At 52.5% G+C, this 16109-nt stretch carries 17 protein-coding genes; 7 read left to right on the top strand and 10 right to left on the bottom strand.

Going from position 1 to position 16109, the window contains the following annotated elements; genetic code table 11:
* Positions 1-9: 9 nt before the first annotated feature.
* From K1718_RS16435 to K1718_RS16425, 3 genes are all read left to right on the top strand, one after another.
* The gene (locus K1718_RS16435; protein ID WP_265681521.1) at positions 10-1161 is read left to right on the top strand and encodes an amino acid ABC transporter permease; all 1152 of its coding nucleotides are present in this window, start codon (positions 10-12) and stop codon (positions 1159-1161) included.
* Positions 1162-1230: 69 nt separating this feature from the next.
* Positions 1231-2034 carry an amino acid ABC transporter ATP-binding protein gene (locus K1718_RS16430; protein ID WP_152501981.1) on the top strand — a complete coding sequence of 268 codons (804 nt, stop codon included), beginning with the start codon at positions 1231-1233 and terminating at the stop codon, positions 2032-2034.
* 21 nt (positions 2035-2055) lie between these two features.
* Positions 2056-2754, top strand: coding sequence for a TIGR02117 family protein (locus K1718_RS16425; RefSeq protein ID WP_265681522.1), 699 nt, complete (start codon positions 2056-2058; stop codon positions 2752-2754).
* Between the two features lie 32 nt (positions 2755-2786).
* Here K1718_RS16425 and K1718_RS16420 read toward each other — a convergent pair whose 3' ends face one another.
* The gene (locus K1718_RS16420; RefSeq protein ID WP_265681523.1) at positions 2787-3398 is read right to left on the bottom strand and encodes a TetR/AcrR family transcriptional regulator; all 612 of its coding nucleotides are present in this window, start codon (positions 3396-3398) and stop codon (positions 2787-2789) included.
* 72 nt (positions 3399-3470) lie between these two features.
* Between K1718_RS16420 and K1718_RS16415 the strand changes: the two genes are divergently transcribed.
* Both K1718_RS16415 and K1718_RS16410 read left to right on the top strand, forming a co-directional pair.
* Positions 3471-4283, top strand: coding sequence for an HD domain-containing protein (locus K1718_RS16415; protein WP_265681524.1), 813 nt, complete (start codon positions 3471-3473; stop codon positions 4281-4283).
* A gap of 279 nt (positions 4284-4562) precedes the next feature.
* Positions 4563-5909, top strand: coding sequence for a globin-coupled sensor protein (locus tag K1718_RS16410; RefSeq protein ID WP_265681525.1), 1347 nt, complete (start codon positions 4563-4565; stop codon positions 5907-5909).
* Between the two features lie 19 nt (positions 5910-5928).
* Here the strand turns inward: K1718_RS16410 and sseA are convergent, their stop codons facing one another.
* From sseA to K1718_RS16370, 8 genes are all read right to left on the bottom strand, one after another.
* Positions 5929-6774, bottom strand: a complete 846-nt coding sequence (gene sseA / locus K1718_RS16405; RefSeq protein ID WP_265681526.1) for a 3-mercaptopyruvate sulfurtransferase — start codon at positions 6772-6774, stop codon at positions 5929-5931.
* Positions 6775-6783: 9 nt separating this feature from the next.
* The gene (locus K1718_RS16400) at positions 6784-7257 is read right to left on the bottom strand and encodes a GFA family protein (protein WP_265681527.1); all 474 of its coding nucleotides are present in this window, start codon (positions 7255-7257) and stop codon (positions 6784-6786) included.
* Positions 7258-7278: 21 nt separating this feature from the next.
* A complete protein-coding gene (locus K1718_RS16395; RefSeq protein ID WP_265681528.1) occupies positions 7279-7995 on the bottom strand; it encodes an alanyl-tRNA editing protein in 717 nt (238 codons plus the stop codon).
* A gap of 109 nt (positions 7996-8104) precedes the next feature.
* Positions 8105-9022, bottom strand: a complete 918-nt coding sequence (locus K1718_RS16390) for an NAD(P)/FAD-dependent oxidoreductase (RefSeq protein WP_265681529.1) — start codon at positions 9020-9022, stop codon at positions 8105-8107.
* Entirely contained in the window at positions 9022-9666 is a 645-nt protein-coding gene (locus tag K1718_RS16385; protein ID WP_265681530.1) for a LysE family translocator, read from the bottom strand. Before K1718_RS16385 ends, K1718_RS16390 begins: the two co-directional genes overlap by 1 nt.
* Positions 9667-9793: 127 nt before the next feature.
* The gene (locus tag K1718_RS16380; protein WP_152501972.1) at positions 9794-10294 is read right to left on the bottom strand and encodes a hypothetical protein; all 501 of its coding nucleotides are present in this window, start codon (positions 10292-10294) and stop codon (positions 9794-9796) included.
* A gap of 116 nt (positions 10295-10410) precedes the next feature.
* On the bottom strand, positions 10411-11925 hold the full coding sequence (gene cls, locus K1718_RS16375) for a cardiolipin synthase (protein WP_265681531.1): 1515 nt from the start codon (positions 11923-11925) through the stop codon (positions 10411-10413).
* Between the two features lie 29 nt (positions 11926-11954).
* Complete coding sequence (locus K1718_RS16370; RefSeq protein ID WP_265681532.1) at positions 11955-12989, bottom strand: cysteine synthase A; 1035 nt, start codon at positions 12987-12989, stop codon at positions 11955-11957.
* Between the two features lie 317 nt (positions 12990-13306).
* On the opposite strand from K1718_RS16370, the gene K1718_RS16365 reads away from it, so the two are divergent.
* Complete coding sequence (locus tag K1718_RS16365; protein ID WP_152501969.1) at positions 13307-13963, top strand: ChrR family anti-sigma-E factor; 657 nt, start codon at positions 13307-13309, stop codon at positions 13961-13963.
* A 67-nt stretch (positions 13964-14030) separates the two neighbouring features.
* Entirely contained in the window at positions 14031-14837 is an 807-nt protein-coding gene (locus tag K1718_RS16360) for an SDR family NAD(P)-dependent oxidoreductase (protein ID WP_265681533.1), read from the top strand.
* Positions 14838-14871: 34 nt separating this feature from the next.
* On the opposite strand, the gene K1718_RS16355 is transcribed toward K1718_RS16360, so the two are convergent.
* Complete coding sequence (locus K1718_RS16355) at positions 14872-16104, bottom strand: SAM-dependent methyltransferase (RefSeq protein ID WP_152501967.1); 1233 nt, start codon at positions 16102-16104, stop codon at positions 14872-14874.
* Between the last annotated feature and the right edge of the window lie 5 nt (positions 16105-16109).

Raw genomic sequence — 16109 nt, 5'->3', positions numbered from 1 at the left:
CGCTTGATCATGTCAGACACAAAAATGTTCCAGATAAGAACCGAGGAGGCGCCGCTTTTGCCGGCGCCGGTCTCGACCACCGGTGTTATTGGCTGGATGCGGCAGAACCTGTTCTCATCCATAAGCAACACCATATTGACGGTCGTTGGTATTCTGATCGCTTATTCGATCGTGGCACCCTTCGTTCAGTTTGCGCTAGTCGATGCAGTCTGGAATGGCGAGAACCGCGAGGCATGCCTTCCTCAGGACGGTGCGCACGGCGGTGCCTGTTGGGCCTACGTGAAAGCCTATCTTCCGCAGTTCATCTACGGACGGTATCCCACTGATGAAATCTGGCGGGTGAACATCGTCTATGCGTTGTTCGTTCTGCTTCTGGTGCCACTTGCCTGGCCAAGTGCACCATTCAAACGTACCAATGCCATCCTGTTTCTGGTGGTCTTCCCGATCGTGGCATACTTCCTGTTGACCGGTCTGGTCATTGGCGGTTCCGTGATCCTGCCGATCGTTGAAACAGCCCGCTGGGGTGGGTTGCTTGTTACGCTCGTCATTGCAGTAACAGGTATCGTTGCCTCGCTGCCCCTCGGGATTGCGCTTGCGCTTGGCCGTCGGTCAAAAATGCCGATCATCAAGATGGTCTCCATCATCTTCATTGAGTTCTGGCGCGGTGTGCCGCTTATCACGGTTCTGTTCATGTCTTCCGTGATGCTGCCGCTGTTCCTGCCGGAAGGCGTGACCTTCGACAAATTGCTGCGTGTGCTCATTGGTGTGACACTGTTCTCCGCAGCTTATATGGCGGAAGTGGTCCGTGGTGGCCTGCAGGCTATTCCCAAGGGTCAGTATGAAGGTGCGATGGCACTGGGACTGAGGTTCTGGCCGATGATGTATCTCATCATTTTGCCACAGGCCTTGAAACTGGTGATCCCGGGCATTGTGAACACCTTCATCGGTCTGTTCAAAGACACGACGCTGGTCTTGATCGTCGGCATGTTCGACCTGCTTGGTCAGATCCAGTCATCCTTCACGGATCCGACCTGGTCGACACCAAGCCAGGGTCATACCGGCTATCTCTTTGCAGCCATTGTGTTCTTCATCTTCTGCTTCGGCATGTCGCGGTACTCCATATTCATGGAGAACAAACTGCACACAGGACACAAACGCTAGGACCGAGTTTCCGGGGCGCGCGCCAGACCGCAGCGCCCCGGCCAAAAGACACTCATGGAGTAAAGTCTCATGACTGAGAATGCAGTAAACCCGGAAGAGATCGCTGCAGATCGTTCCAAGATGCAGATTTCCGAAACGGATGTCGCAATCGAAATCAAGAACATGAACAAGTGGTATGGTGACTTTCACGTCCTGCGTGACATCCACCTGAAGGTTATGCGCGGCGAGCGGATTGTCATTTGTGGGCCTTCCGGCTCGGGAAAGTCGACCATGATCCGTTGCATAAACCGTTTGGAAGAGCACCAGGCCGGCCAAATCATTGTCGATGGCATTGAGTTGACGGACGATCTCAAGAAGATCGATGAAATTCGTCGGGAAGTCGGCATGTGCTTCCAGCATTTCAATCTGTTTCCACATTTGACAATCTTGGAAAACTGCACCCTGGCGCCGATCTGGGTACGCAAGATGCCGAAGAAGGAAGCTGAAGACATCGCGATGCACTACCTGGAACGCGTCAAGATCCCCGAGCAGGCCTTGAAATACCCTGGGCAGTTGTCCGGTGGTCAGCAACAGCGCGTGGCCATTGCGCGGTCCTTGTGCATGAACCCGAAGATCATGCTCTTCGATGAGCCTACATCTGCTCTCGATCCGGAAATGATCAAGGAAGTTCTGGACGTGATGGTCGGTCTTGCCGAAGAAGGCATGACGATGCTCTGCGTGACCCACGAAATGGGCTTTGCGCGCAAGGTGGCAAACCGCGTGATTTTCATGGATGCAGGTCAGATCGTTGAACAGAACGAGCCTGAAGACTTCTTCACCAATCCGCAGCATGAACGGACAAAACTGTTCCTGAGCCAGATCCTGCACCACTGATCAAGGCCGGAATGAAGTAGAATGATCAAGCTGGTCAGGCGTGCGATCGTAGGTCTTTGTCTGGTCGCTATCCTGCTGGTTTTATTGATGGGTCTCGGAACGCTTGTTCCGAGACCCCTTTTTGACTCTACCCAAGCCGAAGCCAGCGGATCGGACAAAAAACGGACAATTCTGGTACTCTCCAATCCGATCCATACTGACATCGCCCTGCCTGCTGACCCGGATGTTCTTGAAACCTTTTCATTTGTTTCTGACGCAGGCCTGCCTCTCGACTATCAAGGTGTGTTCTGGGTGGTCTTCGGATGGGGAGGGCGATCTTTCTATGTTGAGACACCAACCTGGGGACATCTCAGACCTGGTCCTGTCATTGATGCGCTGACCTGGGACAGGTCAGTCATGCATGTGAGGAGAACAGGGCCCATAGCCGTCGAGCTGGAAAGCGTCCGCGAGTTGCATCTCTCAGAAATCGAATTTGAACGGCTACTGGACCACATAAGGTTGAGTTTCGAGTTGGACAAAGATGGTGGTCCAATCCCCATACCGAATGCTGCCTATGACGCGCACGATTTCTTCTTCTCCGCCAAGGGCGGGTTTAACGCTTTGCTCGGCTGTAATACCTGGACCGCCAGAGCCCTTCGGTCAGCGGGGCTGCAAACGGGAACCTGGACACCTCTGCCAATGACGCTGAATTGGTCACTCGATTTGCACAATCATCCTTAGGGGACTGGGGTTGTCATGAAACTTGCCAAAGCCTAATCCGGTATCAGCCTGTCGACGGCACTGGAAGACAATTTCTTCAGTTTTTCAGGGTCTTCGCCGGAGCGCGCACGAATCGAGAGGCCGTGGAGCACCAGTGCAAGGTGTTGTGCAATTTCCTCCGCCTGGGCATCACACATAGATCCTTTGGTCTCGTGCAATATGAGGCGAGCAAATCCGGTGTCCATGCGTAGAAGCACACTTCCAAGCGCCAACTGGAAATCCGGGTCCTGTGGCGCTTCCGAAGGAAGCGTGGAAACAGCAAGGCATCCATGAGCTGCGGCGGTAAGGTCACTCTTTCCTGTGTAGAGGTCCACTGCAGCCGCCATGATGTCTTTCATGCGGGCCTTGGCGCCTGTCGCCCGAGAGCCTGCCTTGCGCAAATGAATTTCCATGCGGTCCGCAAAGCGCTCAATTGATTTGAGAAACATGTCCTTCTTGCTGCCGAATGCAGCGTAAAGACTGGGTCTGTTCAGACCCGTTGCCTCTGCGATCTGGTCAAGACTGGTGGCGGCATATCCATGCCGCCAGAAGACCTTCATGATCAGATCAAGGGTCAGTTCTTCATCAAATTTTCGCGGTCGACCGCGTTTGACAGGTGGTTCCATTTTTTACTGTTTCGCACAAAAAGTTCGACATGTCTATTTATGTGCGATACGGTACAAAAAAAGGAGTGCCGCATGAATATGAACTGCGAAACCGCAATATCAAACGAACCTATGGGCACTGTTGCGTGGGGAAAGCGTTTGGGTACCTACAGCAAGGGACGTCTCACGCGTCTGGAAAAAATTCAGGTTTTGGGCAATCTTGGTCGAATGGCCTTGCTTGAAACTGCTGACGTTCTCAAGGAGCGAGCGGGGATGTTGAATGCCTTTGGCATGGATCTCGATGGCCTTCAGCCGCCAGACACTGCACTCACCCGAGATGCGTTTGACTTTGCAGATGATGTCCAGGGGCTGGAATTGATGCGACACAGCTGGCGCACTTACTATTGGGCCGTTTTGTTCGGCAAACGCGCAGGGTTGAATACGGATCTTGAGTTGTTGTTCTCGGCAGCCATTCTTCACGATGTCGGGCTCGCAAGGGACAGGGTGTCAGAACCGGGAGACTGCTGTTTTGTGCTCTACGGGGCGGAACGCTGCAAACAGCATTTGGTGGGTAAAGGTCATGATCGGGCAAAAATCAGGAAAATAGCGGACGCTATTGGCTTGCATTTAAATGGCTATGTCAGCAAACGGCTGCACGGCGCCGAGGCGCATTTGCTTTCCCGAGGTGCCATGTGTGATGTCTTCGGACTTGGGCGCCGCAGACTGTCAAGTCAGACGCGAAAGCAGATTTTTGCTGAGCAGCCAAAAGGAAACTTGATCGATGATTTGGAAATTTGGCCAGGTCACCATCTTTCTGGGACGCGCGCGGACTTTCTCATTCGGCTCAACCATAAAGACAAGAGTACGTCCCGACCCAGTAGAAAAATGCAACCAAAGGAAGTTTAGGCATTTGCTGGAATTTGCGAGCGCATGCCGGCTAAGAACGGTTATCCCACGTCTGGAAAACTTGATCGAAAACGAATCAAAAGCTCGGATTTAAGCCAAAACGGGCGAAGCTAAGTTGGTTGTGTCAAGGTAGTATCTAAATTTTTGATAGATAAAAATAGCAATTGAGAATTGGTATTTTTTCACAGTACCATTGAGAAAAATAGCAATTAAAAATACAATTTAAAGTTTATTCAGATTTGCACGGTGAAGTTGTGTTGGCTAGAGGGGTTATCCAACATGAAAGCTGTGGCAGACGATTTTGCGGTTCGGCTGGAATTTGCGCAGATCGACCAAAGTACGATCGTATCTCTTCAAAAAATTTGGCCGGTGATAAAGCCGGATTTGGATTCGATCCTTGATGATTTTTATCTTCATCTAAGAGGTCAGCCAAAGTTGGCCGAACTGGTTGGAGATATGCAGCCGCGTCTGGTGTCAGCGCAAAAAAGCCACTGGGAAAAACTGTTTATGTCGGGTTTTGACCAGGACTACCAGGACAGCATCAACAGAATTGGCCATGTGCATTGTCGAATTGGATTGGAACCCAGATGGTACATTGCAGGCTATAGGTTTGTTCTGACGCGCCTTCACGAAGGAATTATCAAGAAGTATCGCCGCAGTTTTAGAGACATAAGCCAATTGCTGGATGCCGTAACCACTGCCGTAATGCTTGATATGGAATTGGCAATTTCGACCTATGAGGAACGGTTGCTGCAAATTCGTGAAGCTCAGACGGCCCGGTTGAACGAAGCGATTGAAAGCTTTCAAGGAAAGGTGGAAACGCCGTTGGAGGATGCTGATGAGGGTGCCCGTATTGTCGCCGGTCAAGCGGAAGAATTGACATCTGTGTCCGCGTCCGCGCTTAACCAGGTCTCGGCAGCGGAAGCAGCGGCAAAGAACACCAGCTTGAGTGTCCAGACGGTTGCAAGCGCGACAGAGGAACTGTCCAGCTCGATACAGGAAATAGCAAAGCAAATTACAGGTGCCTCTGAGATCGCCAGTCAAGCAGCAGGAGGAACCGAGCAGTCCAGCCTCAAGGTTTCAAGTCTTGCAGGTGCAGCACAGAAGATCGGCGACGTTGTGGGTCTCATCCAGGCCATTGCCGAACAGACAAATCTTCTTGCACTCAATGCGACGATCGAAGCCGCTCGAGCAGGTGATGCAGGACGCGGTTTTGCTGTTGTGGCGAGTGAGGTGAAAACGCTGGCTGAGCAAACCGCCAATGCAACGGAGGAGATCAGCCAGCAAGTTTCGGAAATTCAGTCATCGACAGAAAGTTCCGTTGCTTCAATTCATTCGATTTCGGAAGTTGTCAGGCAGCTGGACGAAATGACGGCCTCAATCGCGGCTGCGGTCGAGGAGCAAGGTGCGGCGACCAGGGAAATATCCGAAAGCATACAGTCGGTGTCTTCGGGCGCGAAGGAGCTTGACGAAAATATTTCGGGCGTCGGCATGGCCATTGGAACGTCGGACAAGGCGGCTGCCAGATTTTTGCAGGCGGCTGAAAAAGTCAACACAAGCGCCAGCTCAATTTCGCTGGAAATCAGATCTTTTTTCGAGGAACTGAAAGCAGATACGGGAACTTGATCGGTAAGGCCTGTCGCAATCAGTCCGGTTTGGTGGCAACGTCAACATCTTCACGGCTGCCCCATTCCGCCCAGGATCCGTCATAAAGAGCCAAGTCTCGCGTTCCCAAGATGGAAAGTGCCAGGGTCAATATTGCGGCAGTAACACCTGAACCACACGTCGTCGTCACGGGTTTTTCCAGGTCTATGCCAGCATTTTTAAAGGCCGCTTCGAGGCCGGGTTGGTCCTTGAAGGTACCATTTTCACCGATCAACTGGGTAAACGGTAGATTGTACGCCCCAGGCATGTGGCCTGAACGCAGTCCCACGCGGGGTTCCGGTGCCTTTCCATTGAACCGGTCGAAAGACCGGGCATCAAGAACCTGCCTGGATCCCGTAGCAAGCGCGGCCTTTATGTCGGCAAGGTCTGCTACAGCACCGTGGTTCAGCCGCGACGTGAAATGGCTCTGAACTCGCCGCTGTTCCTTGTCTTCTTCAGCTCGCCCTTCAGCTCGCCATTTTGGGAAACCGCCATCCAGCACGAACACACGTTCCGCGCCCATGGTTCGCAAGGTCCACCAGACGCGTGGGGCCGAATAGAAGCCAAAATCATCATAAACGACCAGAGTTTGACCATCGCCAATCCCCAGCTTCCGCATCGCGGAGGAAAAGACATGCGGGGCCGGCAGCATGTGCGGAAGATCGGAGTTCGTGTCACAGATTTCGTTGACATCGAAGAAGACTGATCCTGGAATATGAGCATTCGGATATACCGGTGGCGCGTCGGGGTGCGTAACCGGTGGCATCCAAGCGTTGACTACGACCAAATCGGGAGACGCGAGATTGTCTGCAAGCCATTGGGTTGAAACAAGCGGGTGTTCAGTCATTGGTGGATCTCAGTCTTCGTAAAGGTCATGGGATTTGTGCCATTCTTCAATCGACAAGTCCGGATAACGCTGGAAGTGAACATGTCCGGGACCGTCTGGCACATCAATCCAATCAGGTTTGAATTCGAGCATGATGTGTAAGGTCTCGGGTGGACGTGGCAATGGCGTGTCGATGGCCCCGGCGTGAGGATGGATCAGCTCCGGCCAACGTGGATCCCATAGCCAGAGATGCGAGCCGCAAGACTTGCAAAAATGTCGCTCTGCTTGGCTCGCCTTTCCGTCAACAACAGCATTGTAGACACCCTTCGCATCAGCACCATGTATCTTGATGCTGTCGGCCTCTGCCATCAGGTTTATCGCATAGCCTCCGCTGCCACCGACCTTCCGGCATATCGAACAGTAACAGCGCATGTAAGGGTAAGGCGTTTTGCTCTCCATCTCAAAGCCGATGGAGCCACATTGACAGCTGCCCGATAATTTCATCTTGTCATCCAAACAGGTTGATCAGTCCATCAGTCGAATTCGTACGCGTCTGTTTTGCTTGCCCTTGTTCTCGATCTTTCCGAGCGTCAGTTGACCAATCTCGGAAGTACGGCTGACATGCGTTCCTCCACAGGGTTGCAAGTCGATGTCGGCACCAATCCTGACCAGACGCACTGCACCTGATCCTCTTGGCGGTTTCACTGACATCGTTTTGACGAGACCTGGATTGGCATCGAGTTCAGCATCTGTGATCCACTCGCTTGTTACGGTGTGATCGCTTCCCGCCAGATTGTTCAGCGTTTCCAGAAGCGTGTCCTTGTCGATGGCCTCAGAGCCCATGTCGAAATCGAGACGGCCCTCGGACTCGCCAACCTGTCCACCTGTAACCGGATAGGGCAGAGCGACCGACAGAAGGTGCAACGCGGTGTGCATTCTCATCAGTCGATAGCGTCTGGTCCAGTCTATGTGTGCTGTCACACTGGAACCGTCAGGTGGGACACCCTGGTCTGCATTCGGAACGTGAACGATCGTTGTCTTGTCATCGTCATAGACGGTTGTGGCGATCTCGATCCGGCTGCCATCCTCAAGTTCCAGATATCCGCAATCGCCTGGTTGACCACCACCCGTGGCATAGAAGACGGAGCGATCCAGCAGGATACCGCCCCGCTCATTTACGCCGATTACCTTGGCTTCGCATGTTCGTAGATAGGCGTCGTCACGAAACAAAGGTGTTGTCATGTGTTTATCCCGATATTCCCAGCCATCAGATCATCAGATGCCGGCCGGCCATGAATTTGGTTTAGGTGTAGCCTGTCCATAAGGCACGCGCCATTCTCGTTGCTGCATGTCATTTTTTGAAACATAGATCCATAACAATCGTTGCTGCAGCCATGTTTCCCATGTGTAGCGCTGTTGGTGTGTTTTGATGACCAGCGTATGTCATGTCTCCGGCCGCATAGATGCCTGACACCGACGTTCTAAAACCCTCATCGACACCAACGTAGCCGTCAGATGTGAGCTGCAGATCCAGCGCTGTGACCAACTCCGTTTGTTTCTGGAATGGAAACACCAGCATGCAGTCGATAGCGATTGGCTGCTGATCGGAAAAAACAGCTTCAGTCAGCGATCCGCTCGTGCCGTTAACCGCAACCGGAAGGGCCTCGCATATGCTGATGCCGAGGCTTTCAAACTGGGTGCGACGCTCCTCTGTCAGATGCAGTGAGGGGTCGATGAAATAAGTTAATTCATTGGACCAGTGCCGATAGACCTCGGCTGCATCGAGGACTTCCTGACGATCGGCGTAAATGCCCCACCGCGTATTTCGCCATTCATATCCATGGCAAAATGGGCAGTTGATTATGCTGGACCCCCAGTAGTCAGCCAAGTTGGCAACGTCCGGATAGATGTCGACCATACCCATCGCGAGCAAGACTTTGTCGGCAAAAACGGAGGATCCGTCCGAAAGGTCGAGCTGAAATCCGCCGGCTTGGTCCTGAAGCGCAGTTGCATCGGAATTTCTAAAACGCGCAAACGGATAGGAAAGAATGTCTTTGCGTATTGCGGCGCGAACTTCTGCAGGGGAGTTGCGGTCCATGCCGGGCAGGGCAGCGACGAATGGTGAGGCCGTGTTGCGAGGCGCTGTACTATCTGAAGATATGACAATCGTCTCTACCATTGAACGTGAGAGCGTGAGCGCACAGGCAAGTCCCGAGGGGCCTGAACCCAGAATGGCAACTGTCGTCCGGTCCGACGTGTTAGTTGGCATCAGTTGTTTGCCTTTGCAATCATGAGCTTGATTGCAAAACTGCCCATAATTCCAGCGAACGCCCAGTCGAAAAAACGCATCGCTTTTGGTGACGTCTTCAAGAACTTAGCGAATGTACCGGCGCCAAGCACCATCAGCGCGCAAATTGGCATTCCAAGCAAAACAAAATAAGCGCCAAGAAACAGCAATTTACCAACGGCATTGGGATCACTCGCACTTATGAATTGGGGCAGGAAAGTTACAAAGAACAATACGATTTTCGGATTGAGTATGTTGACGCCAAGACCTTGAAGCCAGATTTGATAAAAGGGTTGCGTCTTCGCTCCGGCAGATTCAATCGCAAGCGCTGAGCCATGGCGAAGTGTTCGGTAAGCAAGCCAGATAAGATAGGCGGCGCCCACAATTTTCAAAAGAGTAAAGGCGAGCTGGGAGGCAGCCAGTAGCGCTGAAACACCTATTGCTGCCAGAATTGTATGGATGACAAGACCGACGGTAACGCCGAAAACGGCGGTTAAGCCCGCACGGCGACCCTGGGTCAGCGTTTTGCTCATAAACAAGGTCATGTCCGGGCCGGGCGTTATGGTCAAAACCAATGCCGCGGCTGTGAAGGCGAGCAAAGTGGTCATATCCGGTACAAAAGTCATGGCTTGTCCTGCAGTGCAACGGTGGCAACCACACCAACGTATCAGACTATCAGGAACACTTGCACCTGCTGGACCTCTATCCTTTGCGGCAATCGGTCATCAACACGAGCAGGGCTGTCCTTTTCAATCATCGGCGCTTTCCGAATTGTGTCCGACGGGCTGCATGTGTTGGTAGAGACGCTGCTGAACGAACCTGATGTTCAGTGCCGGGCACTGATGGCGCGGACGCTCTTGATCGTGATTTCGTGCCGGACAAGCTTCTGATGAGAATAATCAGCGCGAAGATCGGAAAAGCGACTGCCGTCGCAATTCGGTTGAAAAGGTAGTTCTGTCCGACGTCTGAGGTAATTCCACCCGTCGAATTTCCGCGCATTAGTTCAACAGTCTCAGGTGCTCCAAACGAAAGAAAGAAATAATCCTGATCCAACTCCTTTTGCTGGAAAACATAGTCGTAGCTGCAATGATGGAAGATGAACAAATTCGATCTGCATCGCCGGTTTTCGGTTGGAATGTAGGCGGGAGACAGTGTTTCCGCCTTTAATTTCAGATCTTTGACGATTGACCCGTCTGTGAAGAAGAAAAACGGCCCTGCAAGCACTAAGGCAAGGAAAAAGACAAGCGCTCTCATGAAAACCTCAATCAGAAATGGATTGTGCAACCTGAATGCAACCCGTTTAAGATTGAATGAATCTGGTCTCACAGATTCCGTTAACGCGACAGTTTTTATGCCGGTCGAGGTAAAAATTACAAAATCGGCGACAGGAGACGAGCGCCCTGAGCCAGAACCTGAAAAATGTAACTGCGAGACTGAAAGGCATCAGGCCAGGTCAGTCTGGCATTTTGAAAGTCAGTTTCGAGCATGCTCTCCACGTTTCGAATTGTTCGTTCATGTGTGAACCAGAGCGTGAGTTCAAAATTGATCTGAAATGAGCGATTGTCGAAATTCACCGTGCCAATGGAAACCAAGTCTTCATCCATCAAAGTGACCTTCTGATGTAGGAAGCCCTCGGAATAGCGATAAACCTTGACCCCGCGTTGCACGAGGATGTGCTCGTATGCATGGCTTGCCAGCCACACAGTCCAGTGGTCACGTTTTTCAGGGAGCAGTATGCGAACATCAACGCCCCGCATGGCTGCGGAACAAAGCGCTGTTTGGACATCAAGCGAAGGTACGAGATAAGGCGTCGTGATCCAAAATCGCTGTTTTGCTTGAGCTGCAGCCTCAACAAATGCGATGGCGCACTCTTCCAGTTTGTCGGCCGGCCCGGTCGGCATGACAAGAACGGATTCATCTCCAGGCATTGGTATTTCAGTGACTTGTGGCAGCTCGATGCGTTCGCCGCTTGCCCAAAGCCAGTCTTCGACGAAGGACAAGGCGCAAGCAACAGCGGCAGGACCTTCCACGCAAACATGCGTGTCGCGCCAATGGCCAAACCATTTGCTCCGTCCAACATACTGGTCCGCAACGTTATGTCCGCCGACGAAGGCAATCCTGAAGTCGGTAACAACCAGTTTTCGGTGGTTGCGATAATTCAGGCGCATCGGTCCAAGCAGGCGCAAGAAGCGGTGATTTTCATTAAACCCGCAAACATTGACCCCAGCGTCTTGCAGGCGAACGATGAATTCGTTCGAAAGTGAATGGCTTCCGACATCGTCGTAAAGAAAGCAGACTTTCAACCCGTCCTTTGCACGCGCAATCAATGCGTCGGCCATCTCCCGGCCGAGCTCATCGTCATGAATGGCAAAAAACTGGAAAAAGATACTGTGGCTGGCCTCTTCAATGGCCTGCTTAATGGCTGTAAATGTCGCCGGTCCGTCAATCAGAAGGTTCGTCTTGTTGCCCGCCAGAAATGGAACGCCTGCAACACGGGAAAGAACGGGCCAATCCCTCGTTTCTTCGTGGTCTGTCAATCCAAGTTCGTCGGCGCGACGTGCACGTTCAGCCCGGCCAAGCGTTGCCTGGATTTTCGCGTAGTCCGCAAAGGAGCGCCAGCCAAAAACGAAATAGAGCGGCACCGTAATGTAGGGAATGAAAAACAGGGACAGAAGCCAGGCGACGGATCCTTGGGATGTCCTTGAGTTCATGACCTCCCGAACGGCGCATATTCCTGCCGTAATATAGATCAAAGCGACGAAGGCTGCGACCAATCCGAGATTGTTGGCCACCACATCCAAAATGCCGATATCTGTTACGGCATCCTGAATAACGGTTTCGGCCGCAGCTCCATCCCTATCTAGCGCTTGAGGTTCCGGCTCCATTTATCGTCGGTCTCAAAGGTTCAAGCGTGTCACGCAAACGGGGGCTCGATGTTGACGGTCCGCTCAAGCCAATGGGGAACTGTCAGGTTCTTCGATCTCAAGAATTCCGGATTATAGAGCTTCGACTGATAACGGGTTCCGTGGTCGCACAGGATGGTCACGATGGTTTTTCCTGGCCCCAGTTCCTTGGCCAGGCGCCGAGCGCCAGCCAGATTGATGGCGCTTGAGCCGCCAAGCAGAAGGCCTTCGTTTTCAGCAAGATCGAACACCAGGGGCATCGCTTCCTCGTCAGGAATTGTATAGGCGTGATCCACCTTAAGATCTCCGACGATTGCAGTCTTGCGGCCAAGACCAATTCCTTCTGAAATTGAACCACCTTCTGAAGCAACTGCTTCGCCGGTTGTGAAAAGAGACTGCATAGCAGCGCCTCGCGGGTCTGCGCAGCCGATGACAATGCCCGGTTTGTTCTCCTGCAGAAACTTTGAAACACCGCCAAGGGTTCCGCCGGAACCGACAGCGCATATGAACCCGTCAACCTTGCCGTCTGTCTGGGAAAGAATTTCTGGGCCGGTCGTCAGATAGTGGGCTTTGCGATTGTCCAGGTTGTTCCATTGGTCCGCGAAGATCACCCCATTGGGTTCGCTTTTTGCCATGTCTTCAGCAAGGCGACGGGCAACATGCTGATAGTTGTTGGGGTCCTTGAAAGGCTTTGCAGGCACTTCGACGAGTTCCGCTCCGCAAAGTCGGAGCATGTCCTTCTTCTCTTGGCTCTGCGTTTCAGGAATGACGATGACTGTTCGGTAGCCTTTTGCGCCTGCAACGAGCGCAAGACCGATCCCGGTGTTACCAGCAGTGCCCTCGACGATGACGCCGCCCGGCTTGAGGTCTCCGCGAGCTTCGGCCTCCAATATCATCTGGCGCGCCGGGCGGTCCTTGACCGACTGCCCGGGGTTCATAAATTCAGCTTTGCCAAGAATTTCGCAACCCGTTTCATCTGATAGGGCCTTGAGTCGGATAAGTGGCGTGTTGCCGATCGCATCAACAACTGAAACGGACACAGACATTTAGTACTATTCCTGGCTGAATGGGCAGTTCGAATGAACCGGCCATAAGTCTTGAGGTGAGCTCCGGACGCTAAAGCTCCTGAGGAGGTTGTTCAAGATTCTATGTAAGTCTCTTGGGCATGGAATGCCATAATTGGCGGGAAACACACGGGTGAATTTCTCCAGATCGATTGAAAGTCGTCGCCGAGTTGTTCTCATGCCCACCTAGATCAGGATTTTGAATCGGTTATTTATAGTGTAGACAATGATCTGGAAAAGGTTGTTACGCGTAATGGCTACAAAGCAACCTGGGCTCGCGGAAATATATGAGAGCGGTAATGGAAAAGAATGTGACTGGCATGGATGAGCTGCTAGCCGGATATGCGGCTGGAAGCCTGTCCTATCCAGCACAAGCCCTTGTCGGCGCGCATTTGGAATTGAGCGACCGGAACCGTGGCTATGTGTCGTCCCTGGAAACCCTGGCCGGGGTGGGGCTTGACGATGCCGCGCCGATTGATATTTCAAATCGCGACGCGGCTTTGTCTGCAATATTCGATGGTGACGACACGCTGCTGAACGACAACGTCCCGCTTTCGGGTACGCATTCGGAAGCCGCGAGTGATGTTCCTGAATCGCTCCTGTCTATCGTCGGCACCTCCATGGACAAGCTTCCCTGGAAAACACTTCTTCCAGGTGTAAAAGAATGCAAGTTCGGGGAGATTGACGGCTGTGTGAGCAGTCTTCTGTGGGTGCGTGCCGGGCGGGCAATGCCGTCGCATACACACCACGGAACCGAACTTACCCTTGTTCTCAAAGGCGGGTTCAAGGATGAGGACGGTCATTATATTTCCGGCGATGTCGCATTCGCTGACGGGGATGTCGACCACAAGCCCATCGCTGACGAGGGTGAAGACTGCATTTGCTTCGCAGTGACTGCCGGTCGTCTGGAACTGACCGGACCTGTGGGCCGCTGGTTCGCACCTTTCATGCGATAATTTCACATAATCAGATCCACTCTCCAGGCGTTTTGCGTAGACAGTGTAAACGCTTGGAGAATTCAACTTGAGAAACCAAAACTACGTTGCAAAACCGGATGACGGCTGTGCGTGGGTGACAGGCGCAAGTTCGGGCATCGGCAAAGAGCTCGCACTTGATCTTGCCCGGTCCGGATGGACGGTGGCTGTCACTGCCAGATCTTCAAAAGACCTCGAAGCTCTTTCCATTCAGGCACAGAACCTACCCGGATCCATTCACCCTTATCCTGGTGATGTATCCGACACGCAATCAATGTCGGACATCTGCAAGTCGATCCTGGCTGGTATCGGAAAAATTGCGTTGATGATTGCCAATGCCGGCGTCTATCTGCCCCAGGATGGGCTGAAGGCAGAGGCAGCTGCTTTCAAGAAGAGTTTTGACGTAAATCTGATGGGCACAGTCAATGTCTTGTTGCCCGTGATTGAAGTGATGAAGCCGGAGGGCAGGGGGCAGATTGCCGTCGTTTCCTCTGTTGCCGGGTATAGCGGCCTACCGACCTCAGCCGCTTATGGCGCTACCAAGGCAGGGCTCATAAATCTCGCAGAATCCCTGAAATTCGATCTTGATCGAGCCGGTATTCGCATTCAGGTCGTCAATCCAGGTTTTGTCGACACACCGGCAACGCGTTCAAACCCTTTCCCGATGCCGCATCTCCTAACGGTTGAACAAGCGGTTCAAAAAATTAGAGAGGGTCTGGAAGATAGCAAACGCTTCGAAATCGCGTTTCCAACGATCTTTGTGCTTCAGCTCAAGTTTTTGAAGCTGTTACCTTATCGGCTTTATTTTGCCTTTATGTCGCGTGCGACTGGTTGGAACAAGAAAAAGGCCGGGTAAATCCCGGCCTTTTCCTTGTCTTCTGCGATTTTGGTCAGGGCGCTTTCACGTACACCATCTGTCGCACATCGATGTTGCCTGAGCGGAACCCGGCTTCACAATAGTGCAGATAAAACTCCCACAAACGCTTGAAACGCTCGTCGAAGCCTAGTGGGCGGATTTTCGGCCAAGCCTGGCGGAAACTGTGCCGCCACTCAGCCAACGTGCGCGCATAGTCCTGACCGAAAATTGTCTGGTCTTCGAGATCGAGCCCGAGTGACTTGCCAATGTCTTTCAATCGGCCGGGAGGAGGCAACATTCCACCAGGGAATATATAGCGCTGAATGAAGTCGGTTCCGCGCCTATAGTCCTCAAACATCTTGTCTTGAATGGTAATGATCTGAAGACCTGCTTTACCACCGGGTTTCAGGCATTTGGAGAGCTGTTCGAAATAGGTCGGCCAATATTTTTCACCAACCGCTTCAAACATTTCGATCGAGGCTATCCGGTCGTAGACGCCGCGTTCATCTCGATAATCCTGGAATACGACATCGACCTTTTCGTTGAGGCCAGCCTTGTAGATCCGTTCGCGTGCATAGTCGAATTGTTCCTGCGAAATGGTCAGGGCTTTTACGTGAGCACCAACGGTCTTTGCAACATGTTCTGCAAAACCTCCCCAACCACATCCGATCTCCAGAACCTGATGCTCCGGACGAATGCCTGTTTGCCGTACAAGCGAAGCGTATTTTTCCGCTTGGGCTTGCTCCAGGTTGTTGGTTTCATTGCTGTAAATGGCTGAGGAATAGGTCATCGAAGGATCGAGCCATTCCTTGTAGAACGCGTTTCCAAGATCGTAATGCGCGGAGATGTTGCGTTTCGATCCTCGTTTCGTATTGGCGTTCAACCAATGACGAAGGGAGAGCAGGAAGCGCGAGAACGGCCTGCCTTGCAGAGCCTCCAGGGTGGATTCCTGATTGATGCAAAAGACCTCGAGAAAGGTCGTAACATCAGGTGAGGACCAGTAACCTGCCATAAAGGCTTCTCCGACCCCGACATCGCCTGCTTGTACAACCATTCTGAAGAAACGCCAGTTGTGGATCTTCAAAACGCCGTGCGGACCGTTCTCGCGGCCTTCAATCAGATAGCGGCGACCATCGGGAAACTGAACTTCCAATGAACCGTAGCGGATCTTGACGGCAAGATTTGCTGCCATTCGAGCGAGGCGGGGAGTACCCTTCAACTCGCTGCGAAGGTTGTCTTGTGTCAGAACAATAGGCTCACTACTCATGGCAG

This window comes from Roseibium porphyridii (genome assembly GCF_026191725.2).
Lineage (GTDB): Bacteria > Pseudomonadota > Alphaproteobacteria > Rhizobiales > Stappiaceae > Roseibium > Roseibium porphyridii.
This window is presented reverse-complemented; position numbering and strand designations above follow the sequence as displayed.

What these genes read in the sequence shown, in the direction of transcription:
- K1718_RS16435 (WP_265681521.1), top strand. Translation starts at nt 10, where the DNA reads ATGTCAGACACAAAAATGTTCCAGATAAGAACCGAGGAGGCGCCGCTT.
- K1718_RS16430 (WP_152501981.1), top strand. Translation starts at nt 1,231, where the DNA reads ATGACTGAGAATGCAGTAAACCCGGAAGAGATCGCTGCAGATCGTTCC.
- K1718_RS16425 (WP_265681522.1), top strand. Translation starts at nt 2,056, where the DNA reads ATGATCAAGCTGGTCAGGCGTGCGATCGTAGGTCTTTGTCTGGTCGCT.
- K1718_RS16420 (WP_265681523.1), bottom strand. Translation starts at nt 3,398, where the DNA reads ATGGAACCACCTGTCAAACGCGGTCGACCGCGAAAATTTGATGAAGAA.
- K1718_RS16415 (WP_265681524.1), top strand. Translation starts at nt 3,471, where the DNA reads ATGAATATGAACTGCGAAACCGCAATATCAAACGAACCTATGGGCACT.
- K1718_RS16410 (WP_265681525.1), top strand. Translation starts at nt 4,563, where the DNA reads ATGAAAGCTGTGGCAGACGATTTTGCGGTTCGGCTGGAATTTGCGCAG.
- sseA (WP_265681526.1), bottom strand. Translation starts at nt 6,774, where the DNA reads ATGACTGAACACCCGCTTGTTTCAACCCAATGGCTTGCAGACAATCTC.
- K1718_RS16400 (WP_265681527.1), bottom strand. Translation starts at nt 7,257, where the DNA reads ATGAAATTATCGGGCAGCTGTCAATGTGGCTCCATCGGCTTTGAGATG.
- K1718_RS16395 (WP_265681528.1), bottom strand. Translation starts at nt 7,995, where the DNA reads ATGACAACACCTTTGTTTCGTGACGACGCCTATCTACGAACATGCGAA.
- K1718_RS16390 (WP_265681529.1), bottom strand. Translation starts at nt 9,022, where the DNA reads ATGCCAACTAACACGTCGGACCGGACGACAGTTGCCATTCTGGGTTCA.
- K1718_RS16385 (WP_265681530.1), bottom strand. Translation starts at nt 9,666, where the DNA reads ATGACTTTTGTACCGGATATGACCACTTTGCTCGCCTTCACAGCCGCG.
- K1718_RS16380 (WP_152501972.1), bottom strand. Translation starts at nt 10,294, where the DNA reads ATGAGAGCGCTTGTCTTTTTCCTTGCCTTAGTGCTTGCAGGGCCGTTT.
- cls (WP_265681531.1), bottom strand. Translation starts at nt 11,925, where the DNA reads ATGGAGCCGGAACCTCAAGCGCTAGATAGGGATGGAGCTGCGGCCGAA.
- K1718_RS16370 (WP_265681532.1), bottom strand. Translation starts at nt 12,989, where the DNA reads ATGTCTGTGTCCGTTTCAGTTGTTGATGCGATCGGCAACACGCCACTT.
- K1718_RS16365 (WP_152501969.1), top strand. Translation starts at nt 13,307, where the DNA reads ATGGAAAAGAATGTGACTGGCATGGATGAGCTGCTAGCCGGATATGCG.
- K1718_RS16355 (WP_152501967.1), bottom strand. Translation starts at nt 16,104, where the DNA reads ATGAGTAGTGAGCCTATTGTTCTGACACAAGACAACCTTCGCAGCGAG.